We start from the raw sequence: 24,267 nt of genomic DNA, 5'->3' as shown, positions 1-24,267 counted from the left end.
CTACAAGTAGAGGGCTGGAAACCGTCAGGCTGCCAGCGCAACTTTCATTTGTTCAAGGCGCGCTTTGACGGAGGTGTCGAGCACCTCGTCGCCGACCACCACACGAATGCCGCCGATCAGTTCCGGCTCTTGCTGGACCGTGACCTGGAGCTTGCGACCGAAACGCTTTTCGAGCGCGGCCGACACATTGGCCAGCGCCGGGCCGTCGATCGGGAAGGCGCTGTAGACCACGGCGTCGGACGAACCGCTCTTCGCGTTGGCCAGTGCCCGGAACTGCTTCGCAATTTCCGGCAGCACCGAAAAGCGCCCGTTCTCGAGGAGCGCACCCAGGAAGTTCTGGGCAGGAGCGGCCAACGGTGCACCGAATGCACCGGCGACCACGCCGATCACCTGTTCGGCCGTGGCCTTCGGGTTGTCGGCGAACTGCTGGAGCTCCGGATTGGCCGCGATGGCGGCAATCTTTTCGAGCCAGGCGCTGGTACCGGCGACGTCGGACGACGACGCCTTGAAGAGCGCCTCGGCGTAGGGGCGTGCAATGGTGGCGAGTTCTGCCATGGCTTCTATCAGAGTTCGGTCTGCAGACGGGCGAGCAAATCGGCGTGAACGCCTGCATTCACTTCCTTGCGCAGAATCTGCTCTGCGCCCTTGACGGCCAGTGCGGCAACCTGCTCGCGCAGTGCTTCACGGGCCTTCAGTGCCTGCTGGTCGGCTTCGACGCGTGCGGCTGCAACGATCTTGTTGCCTTCCTCGGTCGCGCGGGCCTTGGCCTCTTCAACGATGGCCTGGGCGCGACGTTCGGCGTCGGCAAGACGTTGTGCGGACTCGTTGCGTGCCTGACCCAGTTCGGCTTCCACGCGCTTGTTGGCGGCGGACAGCTCGGACTTGGCCTTGTCGGCGGCAGCGAGGCCTTCGGCGATCTTCGCAGCGCGGTCGTCCAGCGCTTTCGCGATCGGCGGCCACACGTACTTCATCGTGAACCCGACCAGGATCAGGAACACGATCATCTGAACGATCAGGGTACCGGTAATGCTCACTTTTCACCCTCTCTTTGGGATTGAATCGAAGCCATTCGCTAGACGCCAGAGGACTAGGGAACGACGACGCAGGTCCGACGAGAAAGACTTACTTCGGCAGGAGAGCGATCTGGGCCAGGAACGGGTTGGCCGTTGCGAACCACAGAGCGATACCGGTGCCGATAATGAAAGCGGCGTCGATCAGACCAGCCAGCAGGAACATCTTGGTTTGAAGTTCACCCATGAGTTCAGGCTGACGTGCGGCCGACTCGAGGTACTTGCTGCCCATGATGCCGATGCCGATACATGCGCCCACAGCGCCCAGACCGATGATCAGGCCGGCGGCCAGTGCAACAAAGCTAATAACTTCCATGATGACTCCTAGAGGACTTTGGTTGAAGAGAAAACAAAAAACAAAAACGAAAACGGATGATCAGTGGTGCTCGTGAGCCTGGCCGATGTAGACCAGCGTCAGCATCATGAACACGAAGGCTTGCAGCGTGATGATCAGGATGTGGAAGATGGCCCAGGCCGTGCCCGCGATGATGTGGCCGATGGCCAGGCCGATGCCGGTGGCCGACATGGACCAGGCACCACCCATCAGGGCGATCAGCAGGAAGATCAGTTCACCGGCGTACATGTTGCCGAACAACCGCATGCCGTGCGAGACCGTCTTGGCGACGAACTCGATCATCTGCATGGCGAAGTTGAAGGGGTACAGCGCCCAGTGGTTGCCGAAGGGTGCGGTGAACAGCTCGTGGATCCAGCCGCCGGCGCCCTTGATCTTGATGTTGTAGTAGATACAGATCAGCAGCACGGCCACCGACATGCCCATGGTCACCGAGAGGTCGGCGGTGGGCACGACACGCAGGTAGGCGTGGTGCGGGTCTTCGCCGGCGATGTGGAAGATCTTGGCCCAAATTGCCGGGAACAAATCGACCGGGAACAGGTCCATTGCGTTCAGCAGGAAGATCCACACGAAGATCGTGAGGGCCAGCGGCGCGACGAACTTGCGGCTCGTGGCGTTGTGGACGATGCCCTTGGCCTGCTGGTCGACCATTTCGACGAGCAGTTCGACAGCCGCTTGAAAACGGCCGGGAACACCCGAAGTGGCCTTGCGGGCAGCCAGCCAGAGCAGCCAGCAACCCAGGATGCCGAGCGTGATCGAGAAAAAGAGCGAGTCGAAATTGAAAACCGAGAAGTCAGCAACACCTCCGGGCTTGGAGCTTTGCAGGTGCGTCAAGTGGTGAACGATGTATTCACCCGCGGTCTGACCATGTTCCGCAGCGTTTTCAGCAGCCATTCCGTTACTCGTCTCTCTGTTGCCGGCGCCGGGGCGAGAACATCACCGCCAACCAGGCCGCCTTCATTGTCACCACCAGGCCGATCAGCATTGCTGGCCAGCTCAGCGCCGTTATCAGCCTTGGCGCGGCGATCAGCATCGCCACGGACAAGGCCATCTTGACCATTTCCCACAGGAAGAATCCGAACACCGCAGTGCCCGGATTCAAGGAAGAAAACCGACCGGTCAGCCCGCGCGCGAAAACCGCTGATGGAACAACCACCGCGATCGCACCGTAAGCGGCGGACCAACCCAGATTTTGCCTCCCCGTCAGTCCCCAGGCGGCCAGAGCCACCACCAGACCGACAACCAACTGACCCGCGATCACCCGCCATGGGGAGACCGAAGGGTTCTTTGCTCGCAGTTCACGCGCCTCATCGGCGGTCAACGGCTTGAATTCTGCATCGAGGTCTTCAGCGACCTCCGAGTCTTGACGGGCGATTGTTTTCATTTCGAATGAAGCCCGGATGACGACCCAGAATTTCTACAAAGCCATTGATTATAAGTAAAAACCCAGCCGGTCCCGCCACCCCGCGCTGTCGCGCATGCAAATCGACGCTGCATTCCCTGACGCGAACCCGACGCGGCGCACACAACCATAATTCCTTCATGCACCCTATCACCGACGCCCTGCCCGCCACGCTTTGTTACCTCGACGGCGAGTACACCGCCCTGCGCGACGCGAAGATCAGCGTCCTCGACCGTGGCTTCATTTTCGGCGACGGCATCTACGAATACGTCCCCGTCTACTTCGGCCAGCCCTTCTGCTTCGAGGAGCACATGGCCCGCCTCGACCGCTCGCTCGCCGAGTTGCAGATAGAAAACCCGCTTTCGCTCGAGCAATGGCGCGAGATCGTGATGCGCCTGGTCGAGCCCGGCGGCGACGAACCCCAGTCAGTGTACTTTCAGGTGACGCGCGGCGTGGCTCCGCGCGACCACGCAATGGTGCGCGGCCTGCGCCCGACGGTGTTCGTGATGGTGAACCCGCTGCCCCCCATCTCCGACGCCATCCGCGCCAAGGGCGTGGCCTGCGTCACCGCGGCCGACTTCCGCTGGCAGAAGGCCCACATCAAGAGCACCAGCCTGCTGGGCGCCGTGCTCGCGCGGCAGATCAGCGTGGAGGCCGGCGCGGCCGAGACCATCATGTTCCGCGACGAATGGCTCAGCGAGGCCTCGTCGAGCAACGTGTGGATCGTGAAGGACGGCAAGCTGATGGGCCCGCCCAAGAACAACCTCGTGCTGACCGGCATCCGCTACAGCTTGTTCGAGCGCCTGTGCAAGGCGCTCGGCATTCCCTTTGCGCTGCGCCCCATCTCGCGCGACGAGGTGTTCGCCGCCGACGAGTTGCTGATCTCCTCGGCCAGCAAGGAGCTGCTACCCGTCGTCACGCTCGACGGGCAGGCTATTGGCAACGGCCTCCCCGGCCCCATTTACAAGAGCTTGTATGCGGCCTACCAGCAGGCCAAGCAACACAACGCACAGAAGCACGGAGCCCTGGCATGACCGACAACACGACCACCACCGACACCAACGCAATCCCCGACCCGCGCAAGGAATCGCTGATCGAGTACCCCTCGCAGTTTCCGATCAAGGTGATGGGCGCCAAGGTCGACGGCTTCGTGCATGCCGTCACGCAGATCGCCGAGCAATTCGACCCGACCTTCGACGCCACCACCATCGAGCTGCGCGACAGCAAGGCCGGCAACTACCTCGGCGTGACCATCACCGTCACGGCCACCAGCCGCGAGCAACTCGACGACCTGTATCGCGCGCTGTCCGCGCACCCGATGGTCAAGGTCGTGCTTTGACCCATAAGCGGCCCGCGCGGCGGACCACGCCATGACAGACACCGCCACCGTTCCCGCCATCGAGCTGCACCCGCTGGGCCGCGTCGACTACGCCGATACCTTCGCGGCGATGAAACAGTTCACGATGGAACGCACGCCCGACACGCCCGATGCGCTATGGATTTGCGAGCACGCCCCGGTGTTCACGCAAGGCATCGCGGGCAAGCAGGACCACATCCTGAACCCCGGCGCCATCCCGGTCGTGCAGACCGACCGCGGCGGCCAGGTCACCTTCCATGGCCCCGGCCAAGTGGTGGCATACCCGCTGATCGATCTGCGCCGGGCGGGCTACTTCGTCAAGGAATACGTCTACCGCATCGAGGAATCGGTGCTGCGCACGCTCGCCCACTTCGGCGTGACCGGCCACCGCGTGCCCGGCGCGCCGGGCATCTACGTGCGCCAGGACGACCCGTTCTCGCACGCCGCGCTGACCGGCCCAATGCCCGCCGCCGACCCGTTCCGCGGCCTCGGCAAGATCGCCGCGCTGGGCATCAAGGTGAGCCGCCATGCCACTTATCACGGTGTGGCGCTCAACGTGCAGATGGACCTCGAACCCTTCTCCCGCATCAACCCTTGCGGCTATGCAGGGCTGCAAACGGTCGACCTTTCTACAATCGGCATCCAAACCACATGGGAAGAAGCCGCCACGGTGCTGAGCCAGAAGCTCACCGCCTACCTGGCGCCTTGACATACCAATGAGCACCACAGAAGTCGTCCGCGACGCCCAGAGCGCCGAAACCTACAACCCCCTGGCCAAGCAGAAAGCGGCGGCCAAGCTCTCGCGCATTCCCGTCAAGGTGGTGCAGACCGGCGAAGTGCTCAAGAAGCCCGAGTGGATCCGCGTCAAGGCCGGCAGCCCCACCACGCGCTTCTACGAAATCAAGCAGATCCTGCGCGAGAGCAACCTGCACACCGTCTGCGAAGAGGCTTCGTGCCCGAACATCGGCGAATGCTTCGGCAACGGCACGGCCACCTTCATGATCATGGGCGACAAGTGCACGCGCCGCTGCCCGTTCTGCGACGTGGGCCACGGCCGCCCCGACCCGCTGGACAAGGACGAGCCGCTCAACCTCGCCAAGACCATCGCCAAGCTGCGCCTGAAGTACGTGGTGATCACCAGCGTCGACCGCGACGACCTGCGCGACGGCGGCAGCCAGCACTTCGTCGACTGCATCAGGAACATCCGCGAGCTCTCGCCGATGACGCAGATCGAGATCCTGGTGCCCGACTTCCGCGGCCGCGACGACCGCGCCCTTGAAATCCTCAAGGCCGCCCCGCCGGACGTGATGAACCACAACCTCGAAACCGCGCCGCGCCTCTACAAGGAAGCGCGCCCCGGCAGCGACTACCAGTTCAGCCTGAACCTGCTGAAGAAGTTCAAGGCGCTGCACCCCAATGTGCCGACCAAGAGCGGCATCATGGTCGGCCTGGGCGAGACCGACGAAGAAATCCTGCAGGTCATGCGTGACATGCGCGCCCACGACATCGACATGCTGACCATCGGCCAGTACCTGTCGCCGTCGGGCTCGCACCTGCCGGTGCGCCGCTACGTGCACCCCGACACTTTCAAGATGTTCGAGGAAGAGGCCTACAAGATGGGCTTCAGCCATGCGGCGGTGGGTGCGATGGTGCGGTCCAGCTATCACGCAGACCAGCAGGCAGGACACGTTCTGGCCGGCGCGCCGTCGCTCGATTGAACAACGACACGGCGACGGCCCCTGCTGTGGACGCGCCGCCGTCCGGCAGGCCCCTGCACATCCTGCTGGCGATGTGCTACCTGCTGCATCGCACAGGCGCCGAAATGTTCACGCGCGACCTGGCAATGTGGCTGCGCCGCCGCGGGCATGCCGTCACCATCTTCGCGACGGCCTTCGGCGACATGGCGAACGAATTGCGCTTCGCCTCCATCGCCTGCGTTACCGACCTGGCCGACATGGCTGCGCGACCGGACGTGATCGTCGGCAACACGCACCACGAGACGGTTCGCGCGCTGCTGCATTTCCACGACGTGCCGGTCCTCACGATATGCCATGACCGCAGCGACGATCACGGGCGCCCGGCGCAGTTCGCACAGGTCGTATGCCATGTGGCCGTCGACGAGAACTGCGCGCAGCGCCTGGTGCACGAGTTCGGCATCGCGCGCGAACGCATCGAGCTGATCCAGAACGGTATCGACCTTTCGCGCTTTCCCCGGCGCGGCGAGCTGCCGGCGCGGCCCCGCACCGCGCTGGTCTTCAGCAACTACGCCTCGCACGACGCGCAACTCGAGGAGATCCGCGCCGCCTGCGTGCAGCGCGGACTGTCGCTGGACGTGATCGGCAGCGGCACGGGCAACCACCTGCCCGACCCGGCCGAGGCACTTGGCCGCTACGACATCGTCTTCGGCAAGGGCCGCTGCGCCACCGAGGCGCTGTGCACTGGCAACTCGGTGGTGGTGCTCGATCCGGTCTGGGGCATGGGCGAGATGGTGACGGCGCAGACCGTGGCCCACGCACGACGCTGGAATTTCGGCCGGGCATTGCTGATCCGGCCGATCACTCGGGAGAGCGTGGGCGCCGAACTCGACCGCTATGACGCCGACGATGCAGGCAAGGCCGGCGAATGGATGCGCGCGCATGGCAGCCTCGACGCCACGCTCGGTGCGCTCGAGAGTTGCGTGCAGCGCATGGTCCTGCAGCATCCGGTGGTCGAGGTGCCCGCGAGCCGGCGGGCGGACGAGATGTCCCGCTACATGCAGGACTGGATCCGGCGCGGCAGCCCTTCGGCGGCGCATCTGAATATTGCGTCCTTGCATCAGCACATCGCGGGGCTGCAGCAATCCTTCAACGACCATCAGCGCATATATCAAGCCCGGATCGACGCGCTGCAAGCCGAGACACAGCGGCAGGCGGACCATGCCGCCGCGCAGGCCGCGCAGGCCACGCAATCGAACGCCGACTGGAATGCACGGCTGGCCGAAGCCGAGCAGCAGGCTCGCCAGGCGCGCGCCGAACTCGCCCTGCTCCAGGCCCAACTGCGCGAGGTCTATGCCAGTCACTCATGGCGCGTGACCGGTCCGCTGCGCCGTATTTCGACCCTCGTCCGACCGGGCGGCCCAAGCGCATGAAGCCGCTGGTGATCGCCGCTCATTCGGGGCACGAACTGCTGCTCTGGAAATGGCTGCGCAACGAGCGGCCGGACTTCGTGGTGCTGACCAACGGCGCTGGATCGACCGGTGTGCCTCGGCTCGAGCCGACGATCGACAACCTGGCGCAAGCTGGTGCCAACTGGATTCCAACGGTTGTGCAACCGGTCGCCGATGCCGACATCTACCGGGCACTGCTCGAAGGCGACACGCGCCTGTTCACACAGTGGGTCAGTGCCTTGACCACGCATGTCGTCGAACAAGGCATCGACTGCATCGTCGCCGACGAAGCGGAGGACTACAACCCTTCGCACGACCTGTGTCGCCTGCTGGCCAACCAGGTCGCCGCGCACGCCGCAGCGCGCGGCCGCGAGGTCGTCTCGCTCGGCTATCCCACCGTGGGCCATCCCAGCCCGCTGGCGCGGCTGGCTTCCGAGCACCATGTCATGGTGCAGCTCGACGAGCACGAGCTGCAAGCCAAGCTTGACGACATGCACGGCTATGCGCGCAGCTTCGGCGGCCAGCTGGAGCGGGAGCTGGCGGGCTTCATCGCTGAGTTCGGCGCCCAGGCCTATGGGCGCGAATGCCTCTTCGCCGCACAGCCCACGCGCTACGAACTGGCGGAAGCGCCCGCAACCAAGCCCTCTTTCGAAATCATCGGCGAAGAGCGCGTCGCGGCCGGCGTGTACAAGCACGTGATCCGTGGCGCCCATCTGCAAGCCGTGGCCGACCGGCTGCGCGACGCCATGCGCTGACACAGTCATCGACGCCGCGATGTCCTTCACGACGCCTGCCATCGACGACGACAGCACGGCCATCGTCGCCGACCCCATAGCCACCTCCACGGCTCCGCCCCCGTTCGACGCTCCGCTGGCCCATGCAGTCGTGGGCCTCGGCCGCTTCGGCTGCGTCCACGCCCGAAAGCTCCTCGCCCTGAGCGGCTTCCATCTGCGTGCCCTGGTGGATTGCTCGTCGTCGGCCCGCGCTGCCAGCGAACTCGCGGCGCTGCCGCTTTTGCCAAGCCTGGACGATCTGCCGCCGGGCATTGCGTCGGTCACAGTCGCCACCAGCGACGACGCGCACGCCGAAGTCGCGATGGCATTGATGCGGCGCGGCTGCCACGTGCTGGTCGAGAAGCCGCTTTGCATCGACCGGCACGAAGGCGCCCTGATGATCCACACCGCGCGGCAATGCGGCGTCACCCTGAGCACCGGGCACATCGAGCGCTTCAACCCGGTGTTCGACGAAGCCATGCTCGACCGGCTTCGGAACGCGGCGGCGAGCCACGGCCAGGGCCAGCAGGGCCGGCGTCCCTTCATGCGGTTTCGCCGCTATTCGACCCGCACGGCCACGGCCAGGGACAGCGTGCTCGACCTGATGGTGCACGACATCGACCTGTTCGCCTGGCTGTGCGCGATTCCCGTGGAAGCACCACTGGAAGTGCTCGCGCGGCACATCGGCGAACAAGGCGTCCGCGCCCGCGTGCGGCTGGGCGAACTGGTCGCCGAATTCGAGAGCGGCTACGGCAGCATGCCGGCCAGCGCCCGGTTGCACGTGTGCGACGGCCACCGTGAGCAGCTGCTGGATCTGCGCGGTTCGACAGCGACGGCGACCGGCGACGATGCCCTGGCACGGCAGTACCAGGGCTTCCGGCGCGCCATCCTGGGCCAGGCCAGCCGCGTCGCGTCGGGTGCCGACGGCCTTGTGGCCGTCACCCGGGCCTGCCAGATACTGCACGCATGAAGATCCCGCTGTTCCGGCCGGCGGCTTCCGCCGAACCGATGGCGACGCGCCTGGCCCAGGCCCTCGCCGCCGTGCTGCGCAGCGGCACGTACATCCTCGGCCCGCAGGTCCAGGCTCTGGAGGCTCGGCTGTCGACCCTGCTGCACGGCCGCGAGACCGTGGCCGTGGGGTCGGGCTCCGAAGCACTGCTGCTGGCCTTCAAGAGCCTCGGCATCGGAAGCGCGGGTGGAGGAGATGCGCTCGACGAGGTCCTGATGCCGACCTACACCTTCGTCGCGTGCGCGGAAGCAGTGCTCGGCGCCGGCGCGCGGCCGGTCTTCGTCGACAGCGCGCCAGACGACTTCCTGCCAACGCTCGCGCATTTCCGCAACGCCCGCACGCCCCGGACCCGCGCGATCCTCGCGGTCGGCCTCTTTGGCGACCCGAGCGGCCTGCCCGAGCTGGCCGCATATTGCCGCGACGAAAAACTGCTGCTGGTCGAGGACGTGGCCCAGTGCCTCGGCGCCCGGGCCAGTGACGGCACCGCGGCGGGCAACGCCGGCACATGGGGCGACGCCGCGGCGATGAGCTTCTATCCGACCAAGACCCTCGGTGCTGCCGGCGACGCCGGTGCGCTGGCCTTCAGGGACCCGCTCCACGCCGGCAAGGCCCGGCTGTTGCGCAACCATGGCTACCACGACGGCCAGCACCACTGCCTCGGGCACAACAGCCGCATGGACGAACTGCAAGCCTGCCTGCTCAATGCCGCCCTGGACGATTTCCCGGCCCACATCGCGCGACGGCGCGCCATCGCCGCACGCTACCTGTCGGCCTGGGCGGACTTGCCGATTCGCTTGCCGCCAGACTCGCCCGGCCACGCGTGGAACTACTTCGTCATCCGGCTGCCCGGCCCGCGCGAACGCGAAACCTTTGCGGCCCGACTGGCCACATCCGGCATCGCCACCCGCATCTACTACGAGCAGCCGCTGCACCGGCACGAGGCACTCCAGCCCTGGCACGGCAACGGCGCCCTGCCGCACAGCGAGACGCTGGCCGGCTGTTCGCTCGCGTTGCCGCTCTACCCGATGCTCGACGACGAGGAAATCGAGTACATCATCGGTGCCGTGCGGCAAGCTGCTGCGACTGGCGCTTGATACGGGCGAGCGCGGCGATCAAGGCAGGTCGAGCCGGTACCCCACCCCGTAGATCGACCGTATCAACTCCTGCCCCTGGCTCGCCGCGTCGAGCTTGCGGCGCAGGTTCTTCACATGGCTGTCGACCGCCCGATCGGTCACTGCGCGCTGGTCTGCATGCACATGGTCGAGCAGCTTGTCGCGCGACAGCACGCGGCCGCGTGCATCGGCCAGCGCCTTCAGCAGGCGAAACTCGATGGGCGTCAGCCCCAGCGGGGTGCCGTGCAGCGTCGCCTTGTACGTCTGCTCGTCGATCTGCAGGGGCGATGCCTCGCGCGACGCATAGCCGCTGCGGCGCAGCAGCGCCTTCACGCGCGCCACCACCTCGCGCGGGCTGAAGGGCGTCTTGCAGATGTAGTCGTCAGCGCCGATCTCGAGGCCCATCAGGCGGTCGGCCTCCTCGACGCGCGCCGTGAGCATGATGACGGGCACCTCGCTGAACAACCGCAGTTCGCGGCACACGCTCATGCCGTCCTGGCCGGGCAGCATCAGGTCGAGCAGCACAAGGTCGGGCCGGCGGGTCTTCACGGAGGGCACAACCTCCAGCCCGTTGGCGATCCATTGCGAGGTGTAGCCCGAGGCCTGGAGGTAGTCGGCGAGCAGCGCCGCCATGCGCGGCTCGTCCTCGACGATCAGGATGTGTGCGGGTGAAGAAGCAGTTGCCATGGTCGTGTCGTTCATTGCGGTAGCCGCACCGCAATCCACAGCCCGCCCAGCGGCGAAGCCTTGGCCTCGATGGTGCCGCCATGCGCTTCCACGATGCTGCGGCAGATGGCCAGGCCAAGCCCCGCGCCGCCGCTGGCGCGATTGCGTGAAGCCTCGCCGCGGAAAAAGCGCTCGAACAGGCGCGGCAGCAGCGTCGCGTCGACGCCAGGCGCCGAATCCATGAGATCGATCGCGATCTCGTTGCCGTCCTCGCGCGCCTCGATACGCAGCACGCCGCCCGCGTCGGTGTAGCGGCAGCTATTCAGCACGAGGTTGCTGAACAGCTGCTGCATGCGCCGTTCGTCGGCAAACATCATCAGCGGCTGCGCGGGCAGCACCAGCTCCAGCCGCAGGCCAGCCGAAGCCAGCCTTTCGCGGAACGAATCCACGCTCAGCTCCAGCAGCTCGCGCAGGTTGATGTCGGCCTTGCGGTACGCGAGCGCACCCACGTCGGCCATCGACAGGTCGTACAGGTCGGTCACCAGCTTGTTGAGCATGCCCACCTCGTGCTGCAGCGAGCGCACGGCCTGCGCGTCGAGGCGGCGCACGCCGTCTTCCATCGCCTCCAGCTCGCCGTGCAGCACGCCCAGCGGCGTGCGCAGCTCGTGCGACACGTCGGCCATGAACTCGCGGCGCATCCGCTCGTTGCGCTGCAAGGTGAAGGCCAGCGAATTGAAGTCGCGCGCCAGTTGTCCCACCTCATCGTGCGATGCCACTGCCACGCGGCTCGCGTAGTCGCCCGATGTCAGCCGATGCGTGGCCGCCGCCACGCGCTTGACGGGCGCGAGCAGCACCCGCGCGATCCACCACGCGATGCCCGCGGCCAGCAGCACGCACAGGCTGCCGATGATCCAGCTCGCGCGCAGCTGGTTTTTCTGGAAGCGCTGGTCGCCGGCCTCGCTCACGCTCTGGAACGGCATCATGGCGACCCAGCCCACGGTCTTGCCGTCGACCACCACGGCGCGTTCGATGGCACCCTTGCGAATCTCCCTGAAGCCCACGATCACCCGCCTGTCCGTATCGAGCAGCGCGATGCGCAGCACGGCGCCCGTCAGGTCGGACACCAGCGCCGGGGTGCGCCCCGGCTCGAAGCGCTCGCCCGTGGCGGAAGGCGCGGGCCGCATGATCTCGAACCACGGGCGCGGGTCGTCTCGCAGGAAGTCCCAGCTGCCGTTCTGCCGGTAGGCCGCAACGGCATTCGGTAGCACGGCGTCGAGCCGCTCTACGCCCTGCTCGTTGAGGTAGCCGACAAAGCCGCGCTCGAAGTTCCAGCGCGAGGCGGCGCCCATCGCGACCACGGCCAGCACGGCGGTGGCCAGCACGGCAAGAAAGAGCTTGGTGGTGATGCTGATCTTCATGAAGGGCCACAAGATAAGCCAGATGAGGCCCGCGCGGTGTACTCCGTACCCATGGCCGTGCATGCCGCAGGGACCTCCACATTCGCTCCACATTCACTGAAGACCATGGATTCCAACCTGATTGGAATCCTGAACATGTCTTCCCGCTTCATCCGCACCGGCCTCGCGTGCGCCCTGGCCATCGGCCTGCTGGGCGCGATCGCGGGATGCTCCGGCTCTTCTTCCGCACCGCCCCAGCTCCCCGCCGCGCAAGTCGGCGTGGTCACCATCCAGCCCGAGAACCAGCCGATCACCACCGAGCTGTCGGGCCGCACCCGCGCCCGCCTGAGCGCCGAGATCCGCCCGCAGGTCGGCGGCATCGTGCAGCAGCGCCTGTTCGAAGAGGGCGCGCTGGTCAAGGCCGGGCAGGTGCTCTACCAGCTCGATCCTGCCAGCTACAAGGCGTCCTACGCCAGCGCGCAGGCAAGCGTCGCCAAGGCCGAGGCCACGGTCAACTCCGCGAAGGTCACCGCGCGCCGCAATGCCGAGCTCGCGAAGATCGAAGCCGTGAGCAGGCAGACCAGCGAAGACAGCCAGGCCACGCTGCAGCAAGCTGAAGCCGAGCTCGGCGTGGCCCGCGCCTCGCTCGACACGGCGCGCATCAACCTCGGCTTCACGCGCATCACCGCGCCGATCGCAGGGCGCATCGAAGCCTCGACGGTCACGCCGGGCGCGCTGGTCACGGCCAGCCAGACCACCGCACTCACCACGGTGCAGCAGCTCGACCCGATCCATGTCGACGTGACGCAATCGACCACCGAGCTGCTGCGGCTGCAGCGCGAACTGGCGGCCGGCACGCTCAAGAGCAGCGGCGACAAGAGCGAAGCCTCGGTGAAGCTGCTGCTGGAAGACGGCACGGTCTACGCCCATACCGGGCGCCTGCAGTTCGCGAGCGTCACCGTCAGCGAAGGCACGGGCGCGGTCACGCTGCGCATCCTGGTGCCGAACCCCGAGCGCACGCTGCTGCCCGGCATGTACGTGCGCGCCGTGCTCGAAGAGGGCGTGGCCGAACGGGCGCTGCTGGTGCCGCAGCAGGGCGTGACGCGCACGGCCAGCGGCGATGCATCGGCGCTGGTGGTCACTGCCGACAACAAGGTCGAGAAGCGCGCGCTGAAGGTGTCGCGCGCGGTCGGCAATCGCTGGCAAGTGACCGACGGGCTGAAGGCGGGCGAGCGCGTGATCGTCGAGGGCTCGCTCAAAGTCAAAGTGGGCGACACAGTGAAACCCGTGACCGCCGATACCACCGCAACGGTGGCCAGCGCGGCAAGCGTCGGCACCAGCCGCTGAGGAAGCAACGCACATGGCACGCTTCTTCATCGACCGGCCCATCTTCGCGTGGGTCATCGCCATCGTCATCATGCTTGCCGGCGGGCTGTCCATCGCCACGCTTTCGCTGGAGCAGTACCCCAACATCGCACCCACCAAGGTCTCCATCAACGCGACCTACCCGGGCGCATCGGCCAAGACCATCGAGGACTCGGTCACGCAGGTGATCGAGCAGAAGATGAAGGGCCTCGACCGGCTCGTCTCGATGTCGTCGAGCAGCACCTCGTCGGGCACCGCGCGCATCGAGCTCACCTTCGAAGCCGGCACCAACGCCGACGTGGCGCAGATGCAGGTGCAGAACAAGCTGCAGCAGGCCGAGTCGCAACTGCCGCAGTCGGTGCAGAGCCAGGGCGTGACGGTCACCAAGTCGGGCACCGACTTCCTGATGATCGTCTCGCTGGTCTCGCAGGACGGCAGCGCCTCGGCCACCGACATCGGCGACTACATCTCCAGCAGCCTGCTCGACGTGCTCAGCCGCATCGACGGCGTGGGCGACGTGCAGACGCTGGGCTCGGGCTATGCCATGCGCATCTGGCTCGACCCCGCCAAGCTGCAGAAGTATTCGCTGATGCCCTCGGACGTGACCAGCGCGCTCACCAGCCAGAACACCGAGGTCTCGGCCGGCCAGCTCGGCGCGCTGCCGGCGGCCGCGGGTCAGCGGCTTACCGCGACCATCACCGCGCGCAGCAAGCTGCGCACCGTCGACCAGTTCCGCGAGGTGATCGTCAAGTCGGACAGCAGCAGCGGCGCGATCGTGCGGCTGGGCGACGTCGCGCGCATCGAGCTCGGCAGCGAGAGCTACACCGTCAGCTCGCGCTTCGACGGCAAGCCGTCGGGCGGCATGGGCGTGAAGCTGGCCACCGGCGCCAATGCGCTCACGGTGTCGAACGCGGTGAAGGCCAAGCTCGCGGAACTGTCGCCCTTCTTCCCCAACCAGATGAAGGCCGTGGTCGGCTACGACACCACGCCCTTCGTTCGCATCTCCATCGAGGAAGTGGCCAAGACGCTGGGCGAGGCGATGGTGCTGGTCGTGCTGATCATGTATCTCTTTTTGCAGAACCTGCGCGCCACGCTGGTGCCCGCCATTGCGGTACCGGTGGTGCTGCTGGGCACCTTCGGCGTGCTGGCGCTGCTGGGCTACTCGATCAACACGCTGACCATGTTCGGCATGGTGCTGGCCATCGGCCTGCTGGTGGACGACGCCATCGTGGTGGTGGAGAACGTCGAGCGGCTCATGACCGAGGAAGGGCTCTCGCCGAAGGAAGCCACGCGCAAGTCGATGCGCGAGATCACCGGCGCGCTGGTGGGCATCGCGCTGGTGCTGTCGGCGGTGTTCATTCCCATGGCTTTCTTCGGCGGCTCGACGGGCGTGATCTATCGCCAGTTCTCGGTGACCATCGTCGCGGCCATGCTGCTGTCGGTGCTGGTGGCGCTCACGCTGTCGCCGGCGCTGTGCGCCACGCTGCTCAAGCCCGTGGAGGCCGGCCAGCATCACGAGAAACGCGGCTTCTTCGGCTGGTTCAACCGCAACTTCGAGCGCAATGCAGACCGCTACCGCTCGGGCGTCGGCGGCCTGCTGCGGCGCGGCAAGCGCAGCCTGCTGGTGTACGCGCTGCTGGTGGGCGTGCTGGCCGTGACCTTCATGCGCCTGCCCACCTCGTTCCTGCCCGACGAAGACCAGGGCACGCTGATGGCCCAGGTGAAGCTGCCCGCCAGCGCCACCGACGAACAGCTGCAGCAGACCATGAAGAGCTTCGAGCAATACCTGTCCTCGCAGAAAGAGGTTGCCCACTTCATCACGCTGACCGGCCTGAGCGGCGACCAGGCCACCGGCAATGCCTTCATCACGCTGAAGGACTGGAGCGAGCGCGGCGGCAAGGCGCAGGACGCCGCATCGCTGTCGCGCCGCTTCACGATGGAGATGGCCGCGCGCACCAGCAACGCCAACGTGTTCGTCATGCTGCCGCCGGCCGTGCGCGGCCTGGGCTCGAACGCGGGCTTCGACGTGCAGCTGCAGGACCTGGGCGGCATCGGCCACGAGGCGCTGGCGCAGGCGCGCGAGCAATTCCTGGCCCTGGCCAAGAAAGACCCGGCGCTGAGCCAGGTGCGCAGCAACAACCTGGACGACACGCCGCAGTTCGCCATCGACATCGACGACCGCAAGGCTTCTGCGCTGGGCCTGTCGACCTCGGACATCAACGACACGCTGTCCAGCGCCATGGGCGGCAGCTACGTGAACGACTTCATCAACAACGGCCGCGTGAAGAAGGTCTACGTGCAGGCCGACGCACCCTTCCGCATGCAGCCCGACAGCGTGAACAGCTGGTACGTGCGCAACGCCAGCAGCGAGATGGTGCCGTTCTCGGCCTTCGCCAGCAGCCGCTGGACGTACGGCTCGCCGCAGCTGTCGCGCTACAACGGCATGTCGTCGTTCGAGCTGATCGGCGACCCAGCCGCGGGCGTGAGCTCGGGCGCGGCGATGGATGCGGTGGAAAACATCATGAAGCAGCTGCCGCAGGGCATCGGCTATGAATGGGCCGGCAGCTCGTATCAGGAACGCCTGTCGGGCTCGCAGGCGCCGCTGCTCTACGCGGTGTCGATCCTGTTCGTGTTCCTGTGCCTGGCCGCGCTGTACGAAAGCTGGTCGGTGCCGTTCTCGGTGATGCTGGTGGTGCCGCTGGGCGTTCTGGGCGCGGTGCTGGCGACGAAGCTGGCGGGGCTGTCGAACGACGTGTACTTCCAGGTGGGGCTGCTTGCTACGGTGGGCCTGTCGGCGAAGAACGCGATCCTGATCGTGGAATTCGCCAAACAGCTTCAGGACGAAGGCGTTGCGCTGGTCGAGGCCACGCTGCAGGCGGTGCGCCTGCGGCTGCGGCCCATTCTCATGACCTCGCTGGCCTTCATGTTCGGCGTGCTGCCGCTGGCGCTGAGCACCGGCGCGGGCTCGGGCAGCCGCCGCGCCATCGGCGTGGGCGTGCTGGGCGGCATCGCGACCGCCACCGCGCTGGGCATCTTCTTCGTGCCGCTGTTCTTCGTCGTGATCCGGCGCTTCTTCGCGCAAAAGAAAAAACCCGCGGCGGCATCCACGCTGACCGCGCTGCCTGAGGCATGAACGCCATGACCCGAATTCATTTCAGACTCTCCGCACTCGTTGCAGCCGCGCTGCTGGCCGGCTGCGTCAACCTCGCGCCCGTGTACTCGCGGCCAGAAGCGCCGGTGCCCGCCACCTGGCCGGCCTCCACGGGTGCGAAGGAGGCCAAGGACGCGACCGTCTCCGCCACCACCGGCTGGCAGAGCTTCATCACCGACGACCGGCTGCGCCGCACCATTGCGCTCGCGCTGGCCAACAACCGCGACCTGCGCGTGGCGGTGCAGAACATCGAGAAGGCGCGCGCGCAGTACGGCGTGCAGCGCGCCGAGCTGTTCCCCAGCGTCTCGGCCACGGCAGGTGCCACGCGCGCGCGCACCTCGGCGGCAACGAGCAGCAGCGGCGAATCGTCCATCGGCTCGACCTACAGCGCGTCGCTGGGCTTCAGCAGCTACGAGCTCGACCTGTTCGGCCGCGTGCGCAACCTCAACGAGGCGGCGCTGCAGAGCTACCTGTCGACCGAGGCCACGACCCGCAGCACGCAGATCAGCCTGGTGGCGGAAGTCGCCTCGGCCTGGCTCACGCTGGCCGCAGACAACGAACGGCTGAAGCTCGCGCAGGACACGCTGGCCAGCCAGCAGCGCACCTATGCGCTGACCGGCCGCATGCATGAACTGGGCGCCAGCTCGGCGCTGTCGCTGGCCCAGGCGCAGACGACGGTGGATTCCGCGCGTGTGGACGTGGCCAGCTACACCGCGCAGGTGGCGCTCGACCGCAACGCGCTGGACCTGCTGGCCGGCACCACCGTGCCCGACGACCTGCTGCCGGCCGCTGGCATGGCTACGGCCAGCGCACTGGTCGACGTGCCCGCGGGGCTGCCTTCGACGCTGCTACAGCAGCGGCCCGATGTGCTGGCCGCCGAGCACACGCTGCAGGGCTCGAACGCCGACATCGGCGCGGCGCGCGCGGCCTTCTTTCCGAGCATCTCGCTGACCGCGAGCTCAGGCTCGTCGAGCACGGCGCTGTCGGGCTTGTTCAAGGGCGGCAACAGCACCTGGAGCTTCGCGCCGTCGGTCAGCCTGCCGATCTTCAACGCCGGCAGCAACCGCGCCAGCCTCGACTCGGCAAAGGCGCAGCGCGAGATCGACCTCGCCACCTACGAGAAGACCGTGCAGACCGCGTTCAAGGAAGTGGCCGACGCGCTGGCCACGCGCGGCTCGATCGGCGAGCAGATCGCGGCGCAGCAGTCGCTGGTCGATGCCACGCAGAAGAGCTACACGCTGTCGAACGCGCTCTACCGCAGCGGCAGCTACAGCTTTCTCGAAGTGCTGGACGCGCAGCGCTCGCTGTACACAGCGCAGCAGACGCTGATCACGCTGCGCCTGTCGGAGCAGAGCAACCGCATCACGCTCTACAAGGTGATAGGCGGTGGGGACACGGTGCGGGCCGAGACCACAGCGTCGGCACGCTGACCGCCCCGGAGTCCGTCAGCCGCGCGTGGCGTTCTCTTTCATCTTCGCCAGCGCGATGGCAATGGCCGCGCCGCCCAGTGTCTTGATCAGCCCCGAGTGCTGCGCGTAGAACTGGCTCACCTCGTCGATGACGCCCGCATGCTGCTGCTCGGCATGCGTGGCGATCTCGGTCACCTGCGCGGGCGACAACTGCGAGGCCTGGTCGGGCGTGACCTGCGTCTGCCCCGGCTGCAGCACGCGCCCGAGCACGCCGCCGGCCAGTGCCGAGGCTGCCGCCGGGCCCAGCGTGGCCAGGATCTGGTTGAGCACACCGGCCTGCTGCGCGGGCGACGACTGGCCGAACAGCTTGCCGACCATGTCGCCGAAAGGCGGCGTCTGGTCCGAGCGCATGGCCGCGGCGAGCCCCGCGCCAAGCTCGCCGGGAGAGGCGTGCTGCGCGACCTGGTCGATGTGGGCCTCGGCGTTGTTGCTGTTGTTGCCGATGGCCTGCTGGAGGATGTCGAGTAATCCCATGGTGAGCTCCTTGATGGTCGGGCATCGTGGCCCCGCCTTCCTGATCGGCAACTGACGGCGCTGTGTCCTGCACCGGCAGGCGTCGCCCAGGCGCTGGCCATGCGCGACGGGTCCGCTATCCTGCCGGCTGGCCAAGATGAAGGACTGACTCTCCCATGCACCCCGCTGTTCAAGCCTCTATGGAACGCAGTTTCGGCGCCATTGCCGACCTGGTTCGCCTCCACGCACAACACACACCCGACCACGCCGCGCTGGCGGATGCCGGCCGCACGCTGGACTACCGCGCGCTCGACGCGCTGATGGACCGCGTCGCGGCAAGCCTGCAGCGCGACGGGCTCAAGGCGGGCGACGCCATCGCCATCTGCGCCTCGTCGTCGGTGAACTACGCGGCCGTGTTCCTGGGCGCGCTGCGCGCGGGCGTCGCGGTGGCCCCGTTGGCGCCTGGCTCCACGCCCGCCAGCCTGGCCCGCATGATCGAGGACGCCGACGCGCGCATCCTGTTCAGCGACGCCTCGGCCGCCGAGGTGATCGGCCCCGCGAAGGACGGTGGCATTGCACGCGTCGCGCTCGACGGCTCGCAGGTCGGCCGCGACATCGAAGGCTGGCTGGCACCGGCCGGTTCGCAGCCCGAGGCCGTCGAGGTGCAGCCGGCGTGGGCCTTCAACATCATCTATTCGTCTGGCACCACGGGCGAGCCCAAGGGCATCGTGCAGGGCCACGGCATGCGCTGGTCCCATGTGCAGCGCGGCGCCAGGTACGAATACAGCACCGACACCGTCACGCTGCTGTCGACGCCGCTCTACTCCAACACCACGCTGGTGGTGTTCTTCCCCACCCTGGCCTTCGGCGGCTGCGTGGTGCTGATGCCCAAGTTCGACGCGCTCGGCTACCTGCAGCTGGCCGAGCAGCGCCGCGTGACGCACACCATGCTCGTGCCGGTGCAGTACCAGCGGCTGATGGCGCACCCGCGATTCGACGAGCACGACCTGTCTTCCTACAAGTTCAAGTTCAGCACCAGCGCGCCCTTCAACGCCGCGCTCAAGGGCGACGTGCTCAAGCGCTGGCCCGGCGGGCTGATCGAGTTCTACGGGATGACCGAGGGCGGCGGCACCTGCATCCTGGAAGCTCACCTGCACCCGACCAAGCTGCACACGGTGGGCCAGCCCGCCGAGGGCAGCGACATCCGCCTGATCGACGAGGAAGGCAACGAGCTGCCGCGCGGCAACACCGAGGTGGCCGGCGAGGTGGTGGGCCACTCGGGCGGCATGATGACCGGCTACCACCGCCAGCCCGAGAAGACGCGCGAGGCCGAGTGGTTCGACGCCACCGGCAAGCGCTTCATCCGCACCGGCGACGTGGGCCGCTTCGACGCCGACGGCTTCCTCACGCTGTTCGACCGCAAGAAGGACATGATCATCAGCGGCGGCTTCAACATCTACCCGAGCGACCTCGAGACCGTGCTGCGCGGCCATGCGGCGGTGGCCGACGTGGCGGTGGTCGGCGTGCCGTCGGAGCAATGGGGCGAGACGCCTGTGGCCTTCGTGGTGCGCCGCGAGGGCGACGCCACGAGCGAAGACGCGCTGCTGCAATGGACCAACGCGCAGCTCGGCAAGACGCAGCGCCTGGCGCGGCTGAGCTTCATCGACGAGCTGCCGCGCAGCGCCATCGGCAAGGTGCTCAAGCGCGAACTGCGCGAACGTGACCACGGCTGATGCGCCGCGGCCCGAAGGCGGAGCAGGATCGCGGCAGATGAAATCCCTGCGCGGTCAGTTGCTGTTCTTCTGGGTGCTGTTGTTCGGCATGTGCGCCGCGCTGGCGGTGGTGATGCTCACGCTGTACCGCAGCAGTGCGGGCGCGCAGGTGGCGGCGGGGCGCACGGCCACCGAGCAGTCGTGCCGGGCCATCGCCGCGCGCTATGCCAGGTCGGCCACCGCGCCCGCCCCCGCACAACCCCAGGTCGACCTGCTGCAGGTGCTGCTGCAGCTGGTGCTGGTCGAGGCGCCGCACGTCGAAGGCGGCGTGTGGCAGGCCGGCGGCGGCCAGCTGGCCTACGCCTACCCAACCTACGAAGGCAGCGGCGTGAAGCGCGACGTGCCTGCCGCCGAGCAGCCGCTGATCGCCGAAATGGCGCAGCTCGCGGCCCGCACGCAACAGCCGCAGACCGACGTGGTGCGCGGCAGCCGCGAGGCGCTGATCGTCGCGGCCTGCCCGCTGGCGGCGCCGGGCAACGACCTGGCGGCCTGGACCATGACCCGTACCAACGGCGGTGCGCTGGCTGCGCAGGACAGCCTGCGCACCGGGCTGGGCGTGTTGCTGCTGCTGGTGCTGGCTTCGGGCCTGTGGCTGGGCTTCATCCTGCTGCGCGGGCTGCGCCACGTGCAGCGCCTGGAAAACCGGCTGGCGCAGGCCGATGCCGTCGGCGGCGCCATGCCGGAGCTGCCGCGCACCGGCGTGCGCGAGCTCGACCGCATCGTCGACGGCTTCAACCACTACCGCCTGCGCTTCGAGGAGGCCCGCGCCCACCTGCGCGTGGCCGCCCAGCAGCGCAGCCGCGACCAGCGCCTGGCCGCGCTGGGCCGCATGACGGGCGGCATCGCGCACGAGATCCGCAACCCCATCGCCACCATGCGGCTGAAGGCCGAGAACGCACTGGCCGCCACACCCGAGAAGCAGGGCGAGGCACTGCGCGTGATCGTCGGGCAGATCGACCGGCTCGATGGGCTGGTGCAGAGCCTTCTTGCGCTCGTGCAGCCGGTGACGCTGGCACCGCTGCAGGTCGACTTGCATCGCTGGCTCGAAGAGCGCGTCGCGGCCGTCGCCAACAAGTCCGGTGCGGCAAGCGTGCAGGTAGCGTTGCGGCATGACGGACCTGCGCAGGCCGTGTTCGACCCGGTGCATCTGGCGCGCGCGGTCGACAACCTGCTCGACAACGCGGTGCGCCACGCGCCGCGCGGCGGCCACGTCGTGCTCTCGGCCCTTCAGCCCGATGCGCGCACGCTGGCCATCCGCGTGGACGACGACGGCCCCGGCGTGCCCGAATCGCTGCAGGCCAGCCTGTTCGAGCCCTTCGCCACCGGCCGCGCCGACGGCACCGGGCTGGGACTGGCGCTGGCACGCGAAGTGGCGCTGGCGCATGGCGGTGACTTGCATCACGTGCCGCTGACACCGGGCACCCGCTTCGAACTGGAACTTCCATGGCGCACCTCCTGATCGTCGACGACGACAACGCCTTTCGCGACACGCTGGCCGAGACGCTGCAGGGCCTGGGCCACGAGACGGTCGCCGTCGCCAGCGGCAACGAGGCCATCGAGACGCTGTCGCGCGAGCGCTTCGATGCCGTGTTCCTCGACCACCGCATGCCCGGCATGGACGGCCTGCAAACGCTTGCGGCCCTGCAGGCGCGCATGGCGCGGCTGCCGCCGGTGATCGTGCTCACCGCGTTCTCGAGCGCGGGCAACACCATCGAGGCGATGCGGCTGGGCGCCTTCGACCACCTGGCCAAGCCGATCAGCCGCGAGGCGGTGCGCGAGGTGCTGGAACGCGCGCTGCAGCGGCAGACGGCGGCCTCGCCGTCCGCCAGCAACACCGGGGACGACGACGACGGCGACCTGATCGGTCCGAGCCAGGCGATGCGCGAGGTGCACAAGCGCATCGGCCTGGCCGCGGCCAACGCGATGCCGGTGCTGGTGCTCGGCGAGACGGGCACCGGCAAGGAAATGGTGGCGCGCGCCTTGCACCGCTACTCGGCCCGCGCCGAACGCCCCTTCGTGGCCGTCAACTGCTCGGCCATTCCGAAGGAGTTGCTCGAAAGCGAGCTCTTCGGCCACGTGCGCGGCGCCTTCACCGGTGCCACCGGCGAGCGGCCCGGCTGCTTTCGCGCGGCCGACGGCGGCGTGCTGCTGCTCGACGAGATCGGCGACATGGCGCTGGACGTGCAGGCCAAGATATTGCGCGCGCTGCAGGAGGGCGAAGTCACGCCGCTGGGCAGCCACAAGACGGTGAAGGTCGACGTGCGCGTGGTCGCCGCGACCCACCGCGACCTGGCCGCCGCCGTGCGCGAGGGGCGCTTCCGGGAAGACCTGCTGTACCGGCTCGACGTACTGTCGATCCGCATGCCGCCGCTGCGCGAGCGTCTGGCGGACATCATTCCGCTGGCGGAGCACTTCCTGAGCCGCGCGGCGATGTCCGATGCGTCCCATTCGCCGGACGCGCCCAAGGCGCTGTCGGCCGAGGCGGCGCAGCGACTGCTGAGCCACCCGTGGCCGGGCAACGTGCGCGAACTGCGCAACGTGATGGAGCGCTGCCACGCGCTGGTGCGGCACCGCGTGATCGGCGGCGCGGACCTGGCCATCGCGCTCGGTGCCTCGCCGCGCGGCGCAGCCCCCGACACGCTGCCTGCCGACTGGCTCGAGGGCGAGCTGCCCGCCGCCGTCGAAAGGCTCGAGCGCCTGCTGATAGCCAACGCGCTCGCGCAGACGCAGGGCAACCGCGCCGAAACGGCGCGCCGGCTGGGCATTCACCGGCAGCTGCTGTATCGAAAGCTGGCGCAGTACGGGCTCGAATGAGCCGCAGGTGTCCGCAAACCGGACACCCGGTGTCTCCGGATCATGCGATGGCAAGCTGCCAAACACACGCAAGTTGTTGATTTAAAAGGATTCATGCGCTGGCACGTTGTGTGAGATGTCCTTGGGCATCCATCCACACAAGGAGCTGACCATGACACCCCGTATCACCTTCATCGCCGCCGCCTGCCTGCTGGCCGGCAGCGCCGCCTTCGCCCAGATGCCGCCCCCACCATCGGGCGGACCGCTCCCCCCGCAGCGGCCCGGCGCCACCGCGCCACTGCCACACGCCGTGCCGACAGCGGGCACGGTCGCCAGCGGCCGCGTGCAGCAATGGCTGCTCAACCCGAACGGCGAGGCCGACGGGCTGCTGCTGGCCGACGGCACGCAGGTCGCATTTCCGCCGCACCTCTCGGCTGCAGTGATGCAGATACTCAGGCCCGGCGATACGGTGCAGGTCAGCGGCTGGCGCGCGCCTGGCGTACCGGTGGTGCGCATGCAGTCGCTCGCCGCCAACGGCCGCAGCGTGACCGACGAGCCGCCGGTGCCCGGCATGGCCCCGCCGCCGCGCGAGCCGGGCGCGCTCGTTGCCCTGTCGGCGGGCGGGCGCATCGATCGCCTGCTGTACACCGACCGTGGCGACGTGCACGGCGTGCTTCTCGCGGACAAGACCACCGTGCGCTTTCCGCCGCACATCGGCGCGATGTACGGCGCGCAGCTGCAGCCCGGCGCCCAGTTCCATGCGCGCGGCTGGGGCACGCGCGGCGCACAGGGCACGGCGCTGGAGGCCACCAGCATGGGTCCGACCGCGGACACGGTGCGCGAGGTGTTCGGGGGCCCGGGGCTGGAGCCTGCACACCGAGGCCCCGGCGGTCCCCGCGGCCCGAGGGGCGCCGGCCCCGCGCCATACGCACCGCTGATGGCGCCACCGACCCCGATGCCGGCGTCCTGATCTTCCAGCCC

The 24,267-nt window shown here is 67.8% G+C and carries 23 protein-coding genes; 15 read left to right on the top strand and 8 right to left on the bottom strand.

Annotated features, from left to right (window positions below):
• Positions 1 to 24: 24 nt before the first annotated feature.
• From NWF24_RS01090 to NWF24_RS01070, 5 genes are all read right to left on the bottom strand, one after another.
• Entirely contained in the window at positions 25 to 555 is a 531-nt protein-coding gene (locus tag NWF24_RS01090) for a F0F1 ATP synthase subunit delta (RefSeq protein WP_258352615.1), read from the bottom strand.
• Positions 556 to 563: 8 nt separating this feature from the next.
• Positions 564 to 1,034 (bottom strand): F0F1 ATP synthase subunit B, encoded by a 471-nt coding sequence (locus tag NWF24_RS01085; RefSeq protein ID WP_093057736.1) that lies wholly within the window; start codon positions 1,032 to 1,034, stop codon positions 564 to 566.
• 88 nt (positions 1,035 to 1,122) lie between these two features.
• Positions 1,123 to 1,386, bottom strand: coding sequence for a F0F1 ATP synthase subunit C (gene atpE / locus NWF24_RS01080; RefSeq protein WP_093443444.1), 264 nt, complete (start codon positions 1,384 to 1,386; stop codon positions 1,123 to 1,125).
• A 60-nt stretch (positions 1,387 to 1,446) separates the two neighbouring features.
• Positions 1,447 to 2,316, bottom strand: a complete 870-nt coding sequence (gene atpB / locus NWF24_RS01075) for a F0F1 ATP synthase subunit A (RefSeq protein ID WP_258352609.1) — start codon at positions 2,314 to 2,316, stop codon at positions 1,447 to 1,449.
• A gap of 4 nt (positions 2,317 to 2,320) precedes the next feature.
• Positions 2,321 to 2,806 carry an ATP synthase subunit I gene (locus tag NWF24_RS01070; protein WP_093057738.1) on the bottom strand — a complete coding sequence of 162 codons (486 nt, stop codon included), beginning with the start codon at positions 2,804 to 2,806 and terminating at the stop codon, positions 2,321 to 2,323.
• Between the two features lie 158 nt (positions 2,807 to 2,964).
• On the opposite strand from NWF24_RS01070, the gene NWF24_RS01065 reads away from it, so the two are divergent.
• Genes NWF24_RS01065 through NWF24_RS01030 form a run of 8 tightly spaced genes read left to right on the top strand, consistent with a single transcriptional unit; the run spans position 2,965 to position 10,202 of the window.
• Positions 2,965 to 3,858, top strand: a complete 894-nt coding sequence (locus NWF24_RS01065; RefSeq protein WP_258352608.1) for a D-amino acid aminotransferase — start codon at positions 2,965 to 2,967, stop codon at positions 3,856 to 3,858.
• Positions 3,855 to 4,163, top strand: coding sequence for a YbeD family protein (locus tag NWF24_RS01060; protein ID WP_258352607.1), 309 nt, complete (start codon positions 3,855 to 3,857; stop codon positions 4,161 to 4,163). The genes NWF24_RS01065 and NWF24_RS01060 overlap by 4 nt, the downstream gene beginning before the upstream one ends.
• Positions 4,164 to 4,194: 31 nt before the next feature.
• On the top strand, positions 4,195 to 4,890 hold the full coding sequence (lipB, locus tag NWF24_RS01055) for a lipoyl(octanoyl) transferase LipB (protein ID WP_258352604.1): 696 nt from the start codon (positions 4,195 to 4,197) through the stop codon (positions 4,888 to 4,890).
• A gap of 7 nt (positions 4,891 to 4,897) precedes the next feature.
• Positions 4,898 to 5,899: a lipoyl synthase gene (lipA, locus tag NWF24_RS01050; RefSeq protein ID WP_258352603.1), complete on the top strand. Its 1,002-nt coding sequence runs from the start codon at positions 4,898 to 4,900 to the stop codon at positions 5,897 to 5,899.
• Positions 5,896 to 7,308 carry a glycosyltransferase family 4 protein gene (locus NWF24_RS01045; RefSeq protein ID WP_258352602.1) on the top strand — a complete coding sequence of 471 codons (1,413 nt, stop codon included), beginning with the start codon at positions 5,896 to 5,898 and terminating at the stop codon, positions 7,306 to 7,308. Before lipA ends, NWF24_RS01045 begins: the two co-directional genes overlap by 4 nt.
• Entirely contained in the window at positions 7,305 to 8,081 is a 777-nt protein-coding gene (locus tag NWF24_RS01040) for a hypothetical protein (RefSeq protein WP_258352597.1), read from the top strand. Before NWF24_RS01045 ends, NWF24_RS01040 begins: the two co-directional genes overlap by 4 nt.
• Positions 8,082 to 8,100: 19 nt before the next feature.
• Entirely contained in the window at positions 8,101 to 9,069 is a 969-nt protein-coding gene (locus NWF24_RS01035) for a Gfo/Idh/MocA family protein (RefSeq protein WP_258352595.1), read from the top strand.
• Positions 9,066 to 10,202: a DegT/DnrJ/EryC1/StrS family aminotransferase gene (locus NWF24_RS01030; protein WP_258352592.1), complete on the top strand. Its 1,137-nt coding sequence runs from the start codon at positions 9,066 to 9,068 to the stop codon at positions 10,200 to 10,202. Before NWF24_RS01035 ends, NWF24_RS01030 begins: the two co-directional genes overlap by 4 nt.
• Before the next feature lie 18 nt (positions 10,203 to 10,220).
• Here NWF24_RS01030 and NWF24_RS01025 read toward each other — a convergent pair whose 3' ends face one another.
• Complete coding sequence (locus tag NWF24_RS01025) at positions 10,221 to 10,907, bottom strand: response regulator (RefSeq protein WP_258352590.1); 687 nt, start codon at positions 10,905 to 10,907, stop codon at positions 10,221 to 10,223.
• Between the two features lie 11 nt (positions 10,908 to 10,918).
• Complete coding sequence (baeS, locus tag NWF24_RS01020) at positions 10,919 to 12,304, bottom strand: sensor histidine kinase efflux regulator BaeS (protein WP_258352589.1); 1,386 nt, start codon at positions 12,302 to 12,304, stop codon at positions 10,919 to 10,921.
• Between the two features lie 135 nt (positions 12,305 to 12,439).
• Between baeS and NWF24_RS01015 the strand changes: the two genes are divergently transcribed.
• Genes NWF24_RS01015 through NWF24_RS01005 form a run of 3 tightly spaced genes read left to right on the top strand, consistent with a single transcriptional unit; the run spans position 12,440 to position 18,229 of the window.
• Positions 12,440 to 13,630, top strand: a complete 1,191-nt coding sequence (locus NWF24_RS01015) for an efflux RND transporter periplasmic adaptor subunit (RefSeq protein ID WP_258352587.1) — start codon at positions 12,440 to 12,442, stop codon at positions 13,628 to 13,630.
• Between the two features lie 13 nt (positions 13,631 to 13,643).
• The gene (locus NWF24_RS01010) at positions 13,644 to 16,781 is read left to right on the top strand and encodes an efflux RND transporter permease subunit (RefSeq protein WP_258352586.1); all 3,138 of its coding nucleotides are present in this window, start codon (positions 13,644 to 13,646) and stop codon (positions 16,779 to 16,781) included.
• A gap of 5 nt (positions 16,782 to 16,786) precedes the next feature.
• Positions 16,787 to 18,229, top strand: coding sequence for an efflux transporter outer membrane subunit (locus NWF24_RS01005; protein WP_258352584.1), 1,443 nt, complete (start codon positions 16,787 to 16,789; stop codon positions 18,227 to 18,229).
• A 15-nt stretch (positions 18,230 to 18,244) separates the two neighbouring features.
• Here the strand turns inward: NWF24_RS01005 and NWF24_RS01000 are convergent, their stop codons facing one another.
• Entirely contained in the window at positions 18,245 to 18,742 is a 498-nt protein-coding gene (locus NWF24_RS01000) for a hypothetical protein (protein ID WP_258352582.1), read from the bottom strand.
• Between the two features lie 179 nt (positions 18,743 to 18,921).
• On the opposite strand from NWF24_RS01000, the gene NWF24_RS00995 reads away from it, so the two are divergent.
• The 4 genes from NWF24_RS00995 (at position 18,922) to NWF24_RS00980 (ending at position 24,256) form a co-directional block, all read left to right on the top strand.
• Positions 18,922 to 20,454, top strand: coding sequence for a class I adenylate-forming enzyme family protein (locus NWF24_RS00995; protein ID WP_258352578.1), 1,533 nt, complete (start codon positions 18,922 to 18,924; stop codon positions 20,452 to 20,454).
• 37 nt (positions 20,455 to 20,491) lie between these two features.
• Positions 20,492 to 21,952 (top strand): sensor histidine kinase, encoded by a 1,461-nt coding sequence (locus NWF24_RS00990; protein ID WP_258352577.1) that lies wholly within the window; start codon positions 20,492 to 20,494, stop codon positions 21,950 to 21,952.
• On the top strand, positions 21,937 to 23,307 hold the full coding sequence (locus NWF24_RS00985; protein WP_258352576.1) for a sigma-54-dependent transcriptional regulator: 1,371 nt from the start codon (positions 21,937 to 21,939) through the stop codon (positions 23,305 to 23,307). The genes NWF24_RS00990 and NWF24_RS00985 overlap by 16 nt, the downstream gene beginning before the upstream one ends.
• Before the next feature lie 151 nt (positions 23,308 to 23,458).
• The gene (locus NWF24_RS00980; RefSeq protein WP_258352574.1) at positions 23,459 to 24,256 is read left to right on the top strand and encodes a hypothetical protein; all 798 of its coding nucleotides are present in this window, start codon (positions 23,459 to 23,461) and stop codon (positions 24,254 to 24,256) included.
• The last annotated feature ends 11 nt before the right edge of the window (positions 24,257 to 24,267 follow it).

The sequence above is a fragment of the Variovorax paradoxus genome, from assembly GCF_024734665.1.
Classification (GTDB): domain Bacteria; phylum Pseudomonadota; class Gammaproteobacteria; order Burkholderiales; family Burkholderiaceae_C; genus Variovorax.
This window is presented reverse-complemented; position numbering and strand designations above follow the sequence as displayed.